Below are 12524 nucleotides of genomic sequence, written 5' to 3' on the forward strand. Positions count from 1 at the left end.
TTCCTCCATTCTGACTGTTCTATACATCCATCGTGTCGAAATCAACCTTTGTTTCAAGTAGTTCAGCTTGTCTTTTTACCTTTTTCATCCATATCCGCTGCTCCGCGTCTATTAGACGGGATTCCCATTCTGCTGTTTCCGGAAGCTTTGCTTTGTAAGCAGCATCAATAATCGCCAAATGTTTGGCTAGTTCATCCTTCATGCCAATTACGATTCCGATTCCAATTTCATTGTTTATTTCTACCTTTGCCTCTGTCACAAGAACTTCCCCGATGTAAAATAGAGAATTCTTTGCAGATTCCCGCATTTTTATCATTGTTAATCCATAATGAGGCTCGGTTATTTCGCAACACTCATATTTTTGGGCTATGGACTCCGCTAAATGTTTAGCTAAATTTGATTCTTCCTCTATAAGAATTTCCGTTCTTCTGCGTCTATTCATATGTCGGTTCCAGCCTCCTTTACAAAGCAATCGTAACTTGTTGCCAAGTTGTTGTGTTTTAAGAGTTTTTAAAGAAATCGTAAAGGAACCGTTTCATTCTTTTTTCAAGATTCTTTTAGAAAGCCTTATATATTAAAAAAAGTAAGAGTACCCTAAAGAAACGGGTACTCTTACCTTTCCATTAATCTATCGTTATTTCGTATTTAAATTTATCGCCACGGTATAAAATTTTTGTATGTTCAAGGACTGTCTTGGTTTGATCATCTATACAATTGCTTTCCACCACCATTAAGGGAACCATGCTTTTACAAGCTAATAATTCCTGTTCCGCTGTAGTTGGAAACGTTATACTCAATAATGTTTGGCTGCTCGAAAAATCTGTGTAACCGAGCTTTTGATAATAGGCAAACATTGATTCAATAAAGGGGCCATCATCCTTAATCGAAGGAAATCTTGCCTCGCTGACATATGAATTATGGATGGCGATTGGCTCATTATTTAGATAGCGCATCCGCGATATTTTATAAACAGCTGTGTTTGGCTCAGCCTTTAAATTTTCATAAACAATCGGGTCGTAACTAATTTTTTCACAGTAAAAATTAAGGGTTTTTAAGGGATAGCCGAGCTGCTTCATCTTACTTGTAAAGCTCGTTTTTCCCGATAAATTCAATTGAATTTTCATCGATTCTTCTTTTAGATAGCGGCCCTTCCCTTGTTTGGCATAGATAAACCCGCGTTCTTCCAAGATCATTAACGCTTTTCTCACTGTCATTCTGGGGACCCGGTATTTTTCAGCCAGTTCATTTTCGGAAGGGAGCTTAGTTCCCGGTTTGATCATTTTTGTAATAATGCTGTTCATTATATCATCAACGATTACCTTTTCCTGTGAAATGAGAATCCCTCCATTCCGTTCTTTTTCATCTCTCAACTGGCAAGGAGTTTAGCTTTTTAAATCTCATTGAACCTCTATGTTCTATTATACATTGGAAATGAATTTCGTAATAAATTTAAAGATGTTTTATGCGTCAGGATGACATAATTTGCCCGCCATTTACATGAATAGTCTGACCTGTTACAAATCGAGAATCATCAGATGCAAGAAAAACATAGGCTGGCGCAAGCTCAAAAGGCTGGCCTTGACGATCCATCGGATTCCCTGCTAAAGGAACTTGGTCTGCGGAAAAACTAGACGGAATGAGCGGGGTCCAGATCCTTCCTGGGGCTACCGCATTTACCCGAATTCCCTCTTTCACAAGATTATTAGCTAATGCGCGGGTAAATCCTACGTTGGCTGCCTTTGTTGCCGAGTAATCGATTAATTGATCATTTCCATAATAGGCAACAACTGATGCCGTATTAATAATAGAACTACCCGCTTTTAAATAGGGAAGGGCTGCCCGTGTCGTATAAAAGTGAGAATAAACATTTACCTTAAACGTATCATCAAACTGTTCATCTGTAATATCGAGTAAGCTTAATTGCTGAAATTGAATTCCCACATGATTACATAAAATATCTAGCCTTCCAAAGGTTTTAATTGTGCTTTCTACTATATAGAAACATTGTTGTTTATCCCGCAAATCTCCCGGCAACAATAAACATTTCTGTCCCAATTCTTCAATTCTTTGCTTCGTACGATTCGCATCTTCATGCTCATCTAAATAGGAGACCGCCACATCGGCTCCTTCTTTTGCAAAAGCAATCGCTACCGCTGCTCCAATCCCGCTGTCCCCTCCAGTAATGAGCGCTACCTTTCCTGCTAACTTGGCACTCCCTTTATAATGAGGATTTTCAATGATAGGTTTAGGGACCATTAAGGTTTCCACACCCGGCTGCCGGAACTGCCGCTGTTCTGGCACGGTAGCAGCTATTTCTTCATACTGGGTTATTTTTCCGTAATTAGGATGCATAGGATATTCCTGATTTCGATTTTCTTGGGACATAGAAACCCTCCTTAGGTGTGCTATAGTCAGATTACTTTATGTTTAATGGGCCATAAAGTGCATGGGCAAGTATGGAACAGGAGATAAAAACAACTGTACGGGCTCATATTTGCCGAAGATTGAATATGGTGAAATAATAAGAAATACTCGCAGGAGGTTACCGGGTTTTGCGATATTACTACAATCCAGAAGTAAGGTTTTTACTTGTGAATGAGTCTGTGGAAAAGGATGAAATCTTCTATAATGCTAGTCCTTATCCTTTTAAATTACCTAAAATCGGCCCAAGGCCGCCTTATTATGTTTATCCAAGGTATGAACCGTACTATCCTCTTATCTAGTATTCTCTTAAAAAAAACGGTGTCTTTCCTCTAAGGATGGACACCGTTTTGAATTAATTATACTTCTTGCTAAAATTTTATACTTGTTGAAAGTATACAGAAATCAATTGATAGGCCATATAAACAGCCATTCCCCAAATAATAATCGCTGAAATCTGATTTAAACGTTTTAGCAGCATTCCCCCTGAAGCGAGTTTGCCGACTTTTCTTCCGGCAATTGCTAACGAAAAGAACCAAATCCATGACACCACTATACATGCCATTGTAAACACCCATTTTTGAGCTCCAGCATAAGCAAGTGAACTTGTACCAATGACTCCGATCGTATCCATAATGGCATGAGGATTAAGGAGAGAAACAGACGCGGCAAATGTAATTTGCCGCATTCCCGAAAATCGGTTATCCTGTTGTTCCCCCTTTAGTTCCGGTGATGTTCTCCACATTACCCACCCCATATAAGCTAAAAAGAAGAAACCTGCAACCCATAACAAATTCTGTAAAATCTTGAAACTTAAAACAATTACAGATACTCCAGTTACAGCTAAAGTAATTAAAATGGTATCGCATATACTTGCAGTTATAATCGCAGGCAAGGCATGTGAGAACCTTGTTTGAGTCGCTCCCTGATTAAAAATAAATACATTTTGTACTCCTAAAGGCAAGATAAGACCTAAAGCTAATATGAATCCATGAAGTATAGCTTCCACTACCTGTATCCCTCCCCCATATTTTTAGAATAACGAAGGAGGTCGGTTCTGTCTCCAACCATTTGGATGGTCATAAAACCAACCATTTTGTATAATGAATCATAAAAAGATGGGAGCTTGCAAGATGGTTGATATTAACTGGACACCGCAAAGAGGCTCTTCTATACCTCTTCATCTGCAAATCTATCAATATATGAAGAATAAAATTCTAAACGGGGATTGGTCTATAGGTACTAAATTACCTTCACAAAGGGCCTTGGCTAAACAATTTCATGTAAATCGGAGCACTATTGTAGCTTCGCTTGACGAATTGTCAGCTGATGGATTAATAGAAGCTAGAGTCGGACGGGGTACGGTAGTTGTTAATAACACATGGAGTCTGCTTATATCACCTCCTCCCCCTGACTGGAACAGTTACGTTCAGTCTGGCATTCATGCACCTAATATGTCTTTAGTCCAAGAAATTAATAGAGCGGAAGCAGATCCTGCTATCATTCGTCTTAGTACCGGTGAGCTTTCCCAGGAATTGCTGCCAAATAAGATGATGGAAAAAGTTTTACGGTTAAAAATAAGTGAGACTCTTTCACTAGGTTATTCAGAACCAAAGGGCAGCTTATCATTAAGAAAAACAGTAAGTGAACATCTAAAAACAAAGGGAATCGTCGCATTGCCAGAATCTATACTAATAGTTTCCGGAGCCATTCAAGCTTTGCAATTAATTTCGGTTGGATTACTCAAAACAGGTTCGGTTATTTTTCACGAAACACCATCCTATTTAAATTCAGTTCATGTCTTTCAATCTGCAGGCATGAGATTATTGGGAATTCCGCTTGATGGAGAAGGAATGATGACCCATTCTATCGAGAGACTCAAACGGCAGCATAATGGCGCTTTACTCTATACCATCCCTTCTTACCACAACCCAACTGGTATGGTCATGTCGGAAGACCGAAGAAAACAGCTATTAGAGATTTGTAAAAAGGAAGCCCTCCCCATTATTGAAGATGATGTTTATGGAGATTTATGGTTTGATAGCCCTCCGCCAAAACCATTAAAATCCAGAGATACCCAAGGGACTGTTTTATATATTGGAAGTGTGTCTAAATCGCTTAGTCCTGGTTTAAGAATCGGATGGATTGTTGGACCGGAGCCTGTGATTAACCGCTTAGCGGATATTAAAATGCAAACTGACTATGGGTCAAGCTCCTTATCACAATATGCGGTCGAACAATGGATTAAAAGCGGAATGTATGAGGAATTTCTAAATGAAATAAGAGCCCAGCTCCGTTATCGAAGAGATTTTACCATCCAGTTTCTGGAAAAACACTTTGGTGATTTTGCAACATGGAATATACCCAATGGCGGATTTTATATTTGGCTTCGTTTAGAAACGGCGGTTTCGATGCGTGTATTATTTGAGAGGTGCCTGCGGGAAAATATTTTAATTAACCCAGGGAGTATTTATGATCAAACAGACCAGCACCATCTTCGCTTGTCTTATTCCTATGCCTCATTAGCTGATCTTGAATATGGACTCATGCTATTGTCAGAACTTATTAGGAATCTAAATTAATCGAGGACTGAAAATGAGAGGATACCGATTTTTGGAGGTATCTTTTTTCTTTCTGACATTCGTAAATCATAATAAGAATTTCCCCATTTTAATACTCGTGAATCTCATTCAAAAGTTGTAGAAAAAAGTCCTTCTTTTACACGAAGAACAAATTTGTTTAGACGAATATGATTGAAATAGAAAAATAGGAGGTGGGTAATAGATATGAAAATTGTTAAGAAACAATTATGGCCTGCTGCAGATGTTAAAGCAAGTGAATATGGAGACAGAGGACAGGCGCAAGAACCAGAGACCTTACTGCGAATTTTATTTTTTACCCTTATTATTTCAGTCATGAATGCAACGATTTTTAATGTCGTTCTGCCAGCAATCAGCCAAGAATTTAATCTGTCAGCTTCTCAGGTTAGCTGGATTACGACTGGATATGGAATCATGTATGCGATTGGGTCTGTCACTTATGGAAAATTAGCGGATCAATATCGCTTGAAAGATTTACTGACATTCGGATTGATTTTCATGTCTTTCGGTTCACTCATTGGAATCCTGGCTACTCAATATTGGATGATTGTAATCGGACGGATGTTACAAGCTGCAGGTGCAGCAGTCATTCCGGCAACCGCGATGATTATCCCAATCAAATATTTTACACTTGAAAATAGGGGCCGAGCGCTTGGGACTATTGCAAGTGGTTTAGCTCTTGGAGCCGCTTTAAGCCCAATCGTTTCAAGTTTTATTAGTGGTCTATTTGGCTGGCGAATCCTGTTTTGCTTCTCCTTTTTTGCTTTACTGACCCTTCCGTTTTTTCGGAAGCATCTACATGATCAACCTAAAAAAGGTACATCTTTTGATTTCATTGGCGGTCTCCTGCTAGCATGTACAGTTGTTTTTATCCTTTTAGCCCTTACCAATAACTCGTTTTTAGCGCTAAGTCTTGGTGTCCTTTTTCTGCTTTTGTTTTCCTGGCGAATTCAGACTGCTAAAGAGCCATTTATTCAATTATCACTATTTAAAAATAAACACTATACCTTTAGTGTTGCCATAGCACTGCTGGCGATTAGTTTTGGTACAGCCGTCTATTTTATCACACCGCAATTACTTGCCAATGTAAACAAGGTACCGACGTCTTTTATCGGTTTTATTCTCTTTCCAGGAGCTATTGCAGCAGCTTTACTAGGACGAAAGGGCGGGAAGCTAGCGGATCAGAATGGAAATGTATTTTTGTTCAAGGCAGCTTCGATTCCTCTACTGATTGCCTTTAGTGGCTTATCGTTATTAGCTGGGATGTCACCTGCCTGGATTTGGATTTTTTTAATACTGGCGAATATTGGGCAAACCTTTATGCAGGTTGTGATGCAGAATACTGTTTCACGAACGCTAAGTGATGAACAGGTAGGAATAGGGATGGGATTCTTTACAATGATGAATTTTATCGCTGGCTAAGCGGCCACTACATTAATGGGGAAAGTATTAGATCTTACCTCTTCCGTCCATTTTAATCCATTGCAGGTCTTTGATCATGCAACTGTTTATAGTAATGCATTTTTTGTTTTATTTTTGATTTTAGTTTTAGTTGTGGTTTTGTATACAGCCTTTATTAAATTTTCTTCTGAAGGAGCATCCAAACAACAGTTGACGTTAAAAAATAAAAAGGCGTTAGTAAAGAGGAGCTAATCGATTAATGGATTGGCTCCTCTTTTTTAGTCTTGTTTGTACATTTCTACTGTAGCTTTAGCCATTTGATATACAGTCTTTCGTAAAGTTTTAGGCGACAGAATCCTGATTTGATCACCAAACCCTAATATAAACTCACATGCTTCTTGTTCCGTTTCAAAGCATAAATTTGCAGGAATCCAACCGTTCTTTGTAGGAGATTGAGTATGTAAAATCTGAACAAACCTGCCAGTGAATTTTATTCGGGGTACTATCGAGGCAGACATTTCAACATCCACTTCATATTTTGGCAAAGCTTTAATAAACTGATCCGTTGAGTCTTGCCAGTACTCAGCCAGATTAAATCCTTCCGGACGGGAAAACGTTTCGGCAGTAACACTCGCGGCAATGATTCGTGAGGCTCTATAGTTCCTGATTTCCCCGTTTGCTGATGCAATTAAATACCAGGTGCTGCCTTTTGCTACTAATCCTAGCGGCTCTACGATACGATCTACCGTCTCTCCATCTGCCCGTTCATATCTGATTTGTAATTTCTTTTCATCCCATAACGATTGCTGCAAGATTTGAAAAGATTCTACTTTTACAGGGGACTGTCTCCATGTGCTCGTGTCAACATAAATACGTTCCCATACATTGCCCGCTTCCTTTTGAAAAATACTCGGAACGGATGCCAGCAATTTTTGGCGTGCCTCTTCCCACTCCTTTGTTAATCCCAGATCATTTAGAAGTTGAGCTGAAGGTGTGAGAAATAATGACTTTAGTTCATTTACCTTTAAGCCGGTTAAATTTGTCCGATATTGCTCCATTAACCGCCATCCACCCGTTTTTCCGCGATCTGCTACAACTGGAATGCCAGCTGTAGTTAATGCTTCCATATCCCGATGGATGGTGCGTTCTGTCACTTCTAATTCCTTCGCCAGCTCTCTTGTGGTTAGTTTTCCTTTGTTTTGCAGCAAAAGCAAAATACTAACTAGTCGATCAGCACGCATATTCATTCACCCATTTTTTAAAAATTTTCTTTATATGACAGAGGATGTCATCATTCATAATTATACTAGCTTTATCTTACTAATAGGGAGTGAATGGGAATGAAAACCCTACAAGGAAAAATAGCGTTGGTAGCAGGCGGAACAAGGGGAGCCGGTCGTGGTATTGCCATTGAATTAGGAGCAGCGGGTGCAACGGTTTATGTTACTGGAAGATCCACAAGAACTCAAAAATCTGAATACGATCGCCCTGAAACAATTGAAGAAACGGCAGAACTGGTAACTTTAGCAGGAGGAAGGGGGATTGCCGTTCAGGTGGATCATCTGGAACACGATCAAGTACAAGCTTTAATCGAAAAAATTGAGCAAGAACAGGGCAGATTGGATATCCTTGTTAACGATATATGGGGAGGAGAATATTTAGCTGAGTGGAACAAACCTGTTTGGGAACATTCTCTGATAAAGGGGTTTCGTTTGCTGCGGCTTGCTATTGATACCCATATTATTACTAGCCACTATGCGCTTCCTCTTTTAATTCGAAACAGGAATGGACTAGTTATTGAGGTAACAGATGGGACGGCTGAATATAATCAGAATCACTATCGTCTTTCGCTTTTCTATGATCTTGCAAAGACATCTGTTATTCGAATGGCTCAGTCTTTAGCACACGAACTTACACCATATCAATGTTCAGCTGTAGCCCTGACTCCGGGATGGATGCGTTCTGAAATTATGTTAGAGCACTTTGGCGTTAAAGAGGAAAATTGGCGTGAAGCGATTGAAAAGGAACCTCATTTTGCTATTTCTGAAACACCTCGTTTTATTGGGCGTGCTGTAGCTGCACTTGCCAGCGATCCCAAAGTTGCCCGTTGGAACGGTCAGTCTCTTTCTAGCGGACAGCTTGCAAAAGTATATAATTTTTTTGATATAGATGGTTCTCAGCCAGATTGCTTTAGATATTTGGTTGAAGTTCAGGAAGCAGGGAAGCCAGCCGATACTAGTGGTTATCGTTAATATTCTAAAAATAGTAGGTATGCTGACTTTCAATTACAAATATCAAATACTGGAGGTTAATTAAAGATTTCGACAAAATCATTCAAAATTTCCTAGGAAATATGATATTGAAAATAGTTGTGAGGGTAAACCTATGTTTCCCTCTATTTCTCTTCAATCCGGTAAATCCCTTTCCGGTCCCGCAATTGGCACCCATTCCGTTCGAAGATGCGAATCATGTTTTGGTTATGTATATCTGTACTACCGACATAATATTTGGCGCTAAACTGCTTAAGTAATGCTAAAGCGTTCCTATGAATGATAGTTCCCATCCCTTTTCCTCTTAAGTGAGGAACAACGCCAAAATAAAACAATCTTCCTTCATCTTTTGTTCCCATTTCTATATGGGGAATTGCAATTCCTATTAACGCATCATCTTCGGTAAAGTAATAACAATGGTTTCTCCATGTTGGACCCAATTCATCTTTTATAGAATCCATCACCTGATCGATTGGCTGCTGTTTATTCTTATTAGCAGAACCTTTTCTGCAAAGTTCATACAATTGGCTATAGTCATGCTCATTCATTCCCCCATCTGAAAGAGATTGCCCCTTTATATGTGGGTCTAATTCAGGTAAATCATCTAATTTCCGTGTGTATTCGACTATACTGGAAATTTTATGAAATCCCTGATCAATCAGCCAATTTTCATAAGATTCATCCATCAGCACCGATAAAAAACCGCCTCCATCTCTATACCATTCATTTAGTACTCTTGTGAATTGTTGTTTATATTGGGAAGCAGGAATATCTTTGCGCTTCATTTGATCGACGAGCCAATATTCCTTTTTATTTTTAATCATATTATATAGATTCAAGGCTTTTCCTCTCCTTCAAGGAATGGCGGTTTACTTAAAATATATCATGATGAAGAGATAAGGGGATATTGAATTTCAACATCCCCTTATTTCTACTTATTCATTTTAGAAAGGAAATCTCCTAAAAGCTCTTCAAGATTACTTTCTTCATTTGAATCCTCTTTTTCATCCTGCTGCTGGTTTTGCTTTGCTCTTTCCCAATCGAAGCTTTGCAGATCATCATCCCATTCATCTTGATTTTCAGATGCTGCACTCTCTTTGATTCGATATAAAATATCGTCACGATGTCGATTTTCATCATACGGATCTCCCGCAGATTGATCTTCCTGCAGATACAGGGCCTCATTAATATCCAATGAGTTACTGTTAAGTGAAGCGAGTAAAGAAGTAGCACGAACCGGGTCAGAAAGGAGATGATAGACAATACTTCCAAGCAATGCCTCAGAATGCTCGTGTTTCAGCCAGTCCCGCTGAGATTTGCTTAACCTCTGAGGAAGGGGAACCGTAATCGCTTCCCGCTCCTTACCATAAGATTTTCCAACCCCTTCTAAGACAAATTCGGCAATCCTGCTTGAGAAATTTCTTCTTTCTGTTTCCTTTAATTTTTGTAAATGCTTCAACAGATGATCTGGTGTATCTGAAGGAATGCGGAACGAAATCGTTTGACCCCGTTTTATCTCATTAGAAGATTTTTTCATAAAATCACCCTATTAGTTTTTAACGGGTTCTTTCACAGCTTTTTGCTTTTCGCTTTTCCTTACAAAATCTTTTATTAGTTTATAATAGGCATTAGCCATCATCCAGATACTTTCCTTTTCGTCCTCAAAAAACTCGATATTATATCCATCTAAATTATTGTTTAGCGTTTTTAGATATTCCTTAAGTACAATGGCACCCCCGCCAACGAAATAGCAAATTTCCGTTTGCGAATTTTTCTGCCATACATTACGCAGTAAGCGGTATTGTTTTTTGGCGAGCTCCAGCAAAATTCGGTCTATAATATCGTGAACACTTGTCCTGCTTCCCTTTACCATGATATGATTGCGATCATTTTTTCTGGTGATGATCTCTACCACATCACGTCTTGAGTCCAGTTCAACCCCGTGCTTTGATCTAATTTCTTCTCTAATCGCTTCTAATGATTCGGCGACACCCAGATTAAATCCCTGGGCCTTATCGTCATCGACATTTTGGTCTTTAATTACAGCAATATCAGTTGATAATCCTCCGATATCCTGGATGAGGATTCGTTTATGAATTAAGTCCTTGTTGATTATTTTTAAGTCATTATCCATGACAAGATTAATGTAAGCAGCAAAACCTTCCGGGTATACCTTTACTTCATTAAACTTAATATTCACCTTTATCCCCTGATATCGCGGTGTGACTAAAAATTCTACCTGGTGAACTGAACCCACTAATTTAGAGCGGTATCCGGCGTCTTTTCCTTCTTTTACTTCACGAAGAGGAAGTCCCGTTCCTAAGGTATAGTTGGCATCTATGACATTTTTTGTCCGTGGAAATATTTTTTCATTCTCTTCTTTGACCGCATCTAAAGCCAAGGTTGCAAACAGCATAATCAACGTTTGATCTTCCTCTGATTTGCTTGAGCCCGGGTCTAATTCTGTAGCATTGTCACTTTTTGTCGCTAAATGCCCCACCCGGTAGATTACATTATTTTCTTTTAACGCAGGGGAGTGGACCTTAATATGTATTCCTTCTAAAGGATCCTTATTATCTAATTCCCCAATTCCAATTACAGGCCGATCCTCAGTATCTCTTGCAACGATATTTGGAATATTTAACTCATACTCCAAATCGCCAAAAATCGCCTTAATCGAATCATTACCGACATCTACTGCTGCTATTCTTGATTTCGTCATGAATACCATCCCTCTCCCTTTATACATTTTTTAAAAAGTAATACTAGTTTGTATGATTAAAGGTATAAAAGATTAATAGATTCGGCAATAATTCCAGATGAAAAGAAACAAAAACGTAAACCTGTAAACACCTTGTAAACTCTAGTGTTTTTGTACACTTTTTCGTAAACAACGATGACAAAACCGTACACTTCTTGATACAGCCCAATGCATACAACTTTGTGTACATGCAAACAAAAATGCACACAAAAGTCTACGTATAGTAAACTTGCAAACGAATTTGTATACATTGATCTTATGAAAAGGATTGGGTATAACATTTTCAAAAAAATTCAACAATAGAGTTTTTATCTTATTAATAAAGGGTAATCCAAAGGTATATATCTCTACTATATGCCAGGCTATCCTAGATAAAAAAGAAACTGGTGTCACATAGAAAGTTGATTGCTGCACTATGGCTGATATAAGCGGACTAGGTTCCGTTATTGCGATTAAAACCTCAGTCTTAAGGAAACGTGCCGTCATTCGGTCCGTTATTTACCGAACATCACCACGAAATCGAATTAGTACACTGGACATATATACCTTAATTCCCATCATAGCCCCGTTTTTAAAGATGAGAACGCATACAGTTTTATTAATAGGAAAAAAGTATCAATATTGGGGTTAAATCCTATAATTTACATTTACTTCATATCAAATTAATAATTCCAATTTACAATGGGTAGCGAATCCATAAAGGTAAGAGAGGTGATTATGTTGAAATTTAAGAAATCAACATCAGCTATGCTTGCTGCCATCCTTTCCACTGGTGTATTATTCGGATGCGCAACTGGAGAAGAAGAGGATCAAAATACAGAAGATACGACTGAACAAGAGGAAACAGAAACTGAAACAGAAGAATAATTTTAATAGAAATCGAGTAGGAGGCGCGTCACCGCGCCGACCTCTCACACCACCGTACGTACCGTTCGGTATACGGCGGTTCAATAGCTTAAGTATCGACGCTCATATAAGTGGTTTAAATCTTTTAACCCCCATTTTTTGAGCGTTTTGTTTTTAATTGCTTTCTGAAGCGTTTCACTAGCTGATATTCTCCAATATCCCTTT

13 protein-coding genes are annotated in these 12524 nt (G+C 38.7%); 5 read left to right on the forward strand and 8 right to left on the reverse strand.

Going from position 1 to position 12524, the window contains the following annotated elements; all coding sequences use genetic code 11:
• Positions 1-19: 19 nt before the first annotated feature.
• The 4 genes from phnG to MLE14_RS04390 all read right to left on the reverse strand — a co-directional run bounded on the left by phnG (position 20) and on the right by MLE14_RS04390 (position 3430).
• Positions 20-442, reverse strand: coding sequence for a phosphonate C-P lyase system protein PhnG (phnG, locus tag MLE14_RS04375; RefSeq protein WP_243297108.1), 423 nt, complete (start codon positions 440-442; stop codon positions 20-22).
• Between the two features lie 181 nt (positions 443-623).
• Positions 624-1370: a GntR family transcriptional regulator gene (locus MLE14_RS04380; RefSeq protein WP_243297109.1), complete on the reverse strand. Its 747-nt coding sequence runs from the start codon at positions 1368-1370 to the stop codon at positions 624-626.
• A 97-nt stretch (positions 1371-1467) separates the two neighbouring features.
• The gene (locus tag MLE14_RS04385; protein ID WP_243297110.1) at positions 1468-2385 is read right to left on the reverse strand and encodes an SDR family oxidoreductase; all 918 of its coding nucleotides are present in this window, start codon (positions 2383-2385) and stop codon (positions 1468-1470) included.
• 415 nt (positions 2386-2800) lie between these two features.
• The gene (locus MLE14_RS04390) at positions 2801-3430 is read right to left on the reverse strand and encodes a LysE/ArgO family amino acid transporter (protein ID WP_243297111.1); all 630 of its coding nucleotides are present in this window, start codon (positions 3428-3430) and stop codon (positions 2801-2803) included.
• Between the two features lie 124 nt (positions 3431-3554).
• Between MLE14_RS04390 and pdxR the strand changes: the two genes are divergently transcribed.
• From pdxR to MLE14_RS22570, 3 genes are all read left to right on the forward strand, one after another.
• The gene (gene pdxR, locus MLE14_RS04395) at positions 3555-5003 is read left to right on the forward strand and encodes a MocR-like pyridoxine biosynthesis transcription factor PdxR (protein WP_243297112.1); all 1449 of its coding nucleotides are present in this window, start codon (positions 3555-3557) and stop codon (positions 5001-5003) included.
• Between the two features lie 204 nt (positions 5004-5207).
• Positions 5208-6443 carry an MFS transporter gene (locus MLE14_RS04400; protein WP_313897728.1) on the forward strand — a complete coding sequence of 412 codons (1236 nt, stop codon included), beginning with the start codon at positions 5208-5210 and terminating at the stop codon, positions 6441-6443.
• 15 nt (positions 6444-6458) lie between these two features.
• Complete coding sequence (locus tag MLE14_RS22570; RefSeq protein WP_313897729.1) at positions 6459-6674, forward strand: hypothetical protein; 216 nt, start codon at positions 6459-6461, stop codon at positions 6672-6674.
• 26 nt (positions 6675-6700) lie between these two features.
• Here MLE14_RS22570 and MLE14_RS04405 read toward each other — a convergent pair whose 3' ends face one another.
• Positions 6701-7663, reverse strand: coding sequence for a helix-turn-helix transcriptional regulator (locus MLE14_RS04405; protein ID WP_243297113.1), 963 nt, complete (start codon positions 7661-7663; stop codon positions 6701-6703).
• A gap of 99 nt (positions 7664-7762) precedes the next feature.
• On the opposite strand from MLE14_RS04405, the gene MLE14_RS04410 reads away from it, so the two are divergent.
• Positions 7763-8674, forward strand: a complete 912-nt coding sequence (locus MLE14_RS04410) for an SDR family oxidoreductase (RefSeq protein WP_243297114.1) — start codon at positions 7763-7765, stop codon at positions 8672-8674.
• A 143-nt stretch (positions 8675-8817) separates the two neighbouring features.
• On the opposite strand, the gene MLE14_RS04415 is transcribed toward MLE14_RS04410, so the two are convergent.
• From MLE14_RS04415 to MLE14_RS04425, 3 genes are all read right to left on the reverse strand, one after another.
• The gene (locus MLE14_RS04415; protein WP_243297115.1) at positions 8818-9531 is read right to left on the reverse strand and encodes a GNAT family N-acetyltransferase; all 714 of its coding nucleotides are present in this window, start codon (positions 9529-9531) and stop codon (positions 8818-8820) included.
• 92 nt (positions 9532-9623) lie between these two features.
• Positions 9624-10229, reverse strand: coding sequence for a hypothetical protein (locus MLE14_RS04420; protein WP_243297116.1), 606 nt, complete (start codon positions 10227-10229; stop codon positions 9624-9626).
• 12 nt (positions 10230-10241) lie between these two features.
• Positions 10242-11414, reverse strand: a complete 1173-nt coding sequence (locus MLE14_RS04425; RefSeq protein WP_243297117.1) for a ParM/StbA family protein — start codon at positions 11412-11414, stop codon at positions 10242-10244.
• Positions 11415-12173: 759 nt separating this feature from the next.
• On the opposite strand from MLE14_RS04425, the gene MLE14_RS04430 reads away from it, so the two are divergent.
• Positions 12174-12320 carry a hypothetical protein gene (locus MLE14_RS04430; RefSeq protein ID WP_243297118.1) on the forward strand — a complete coding sequence of 49 codons (147 nt, stop codon included), beginning with the start codon at positions 12174-12176 and terminating at the stop codon, positions 12318-12320.
• Positions 12321-12524 lie beyond the last annotated feature (204 nt).

Origin of the sequence: Bacillus litorisediminis (assembly GCF_022808645.1) — a bacterium.
GTDB lineage: Bacteria > Bacillota > Bacilli > Bacillales > JC228 > Bacillus_BF > Bacillus_BF litorisediminis.

What these genes read in the sequence shown, in the direction of transcription:
- MLE14_RS04405 (WP_243297113.1), bottom strand. Translation starts at nt 7,663, where the DNA reads ATGCGTGCTGATCGACTAGTTAGTATTTTGCTTTTGCTGCAAAACAAA.
- MLE14_RS04385 (WP_243297110.1), bottom strand. Translation starts at nt 2,385, where the DNA reads ATGTCCCAAGAAAATCGAAATCAGGAATATCCTATGCATCCTAATTAC.
- phnG (WP_243297108.1), bottom strand. Translation starts at nt 442, where the DNA reads ATGAATAGACGCAGAAGAACGGAAATTCTTATAGAGGAAGAATCAAAT.
- MLE14_RS04400 (WP_313897728.1), top strand. Translation starts at nt 5,208, where the DNA reads ATGAAAATTGTTAAGAAACAATTATGGCCTGCTGCAGATGTTAAAGCA.
- MLE14_RS04425 (WP_243297117.1), bottom strand. Translation starts at nt 11,414, where the DNA reads ATGACGAAATCAAGAATAGCAGCAGTAGATGTCGGTAATGATTCGATT.
- MLE14_RS04410 (WP_243297114.1), top strand. Translation starts at nt 7,763, where the DNA reads ATGAAAACCCTACAAGGAAAAATAGCGTTGGTAGCAGGCGGAACAAGG.
- MLE14_RS22570 (WP_313897729.1), top strand. Translation starts at nt 6,459, where the DNA reads ATGGGGAAAGTATTAGATCTTACCTCTTCCGTCCATTTTAATCCATTG.
- MLE14_RS04420 (WP_243297116.1), bottom strand. Translation starts at nt 10,229, where the DNA reads ATGAAAAAATCTTCTAATGAGATAAAACGGGGTCAAACGATTTCGTTC.
- pdxR (WP_243297112.1), top strand. Translation starts at nt 3,555, where the DNA reads ATGGTTGATATTAACTGGACACCGCAAAGAGGCTCTTCTATACCTCTT.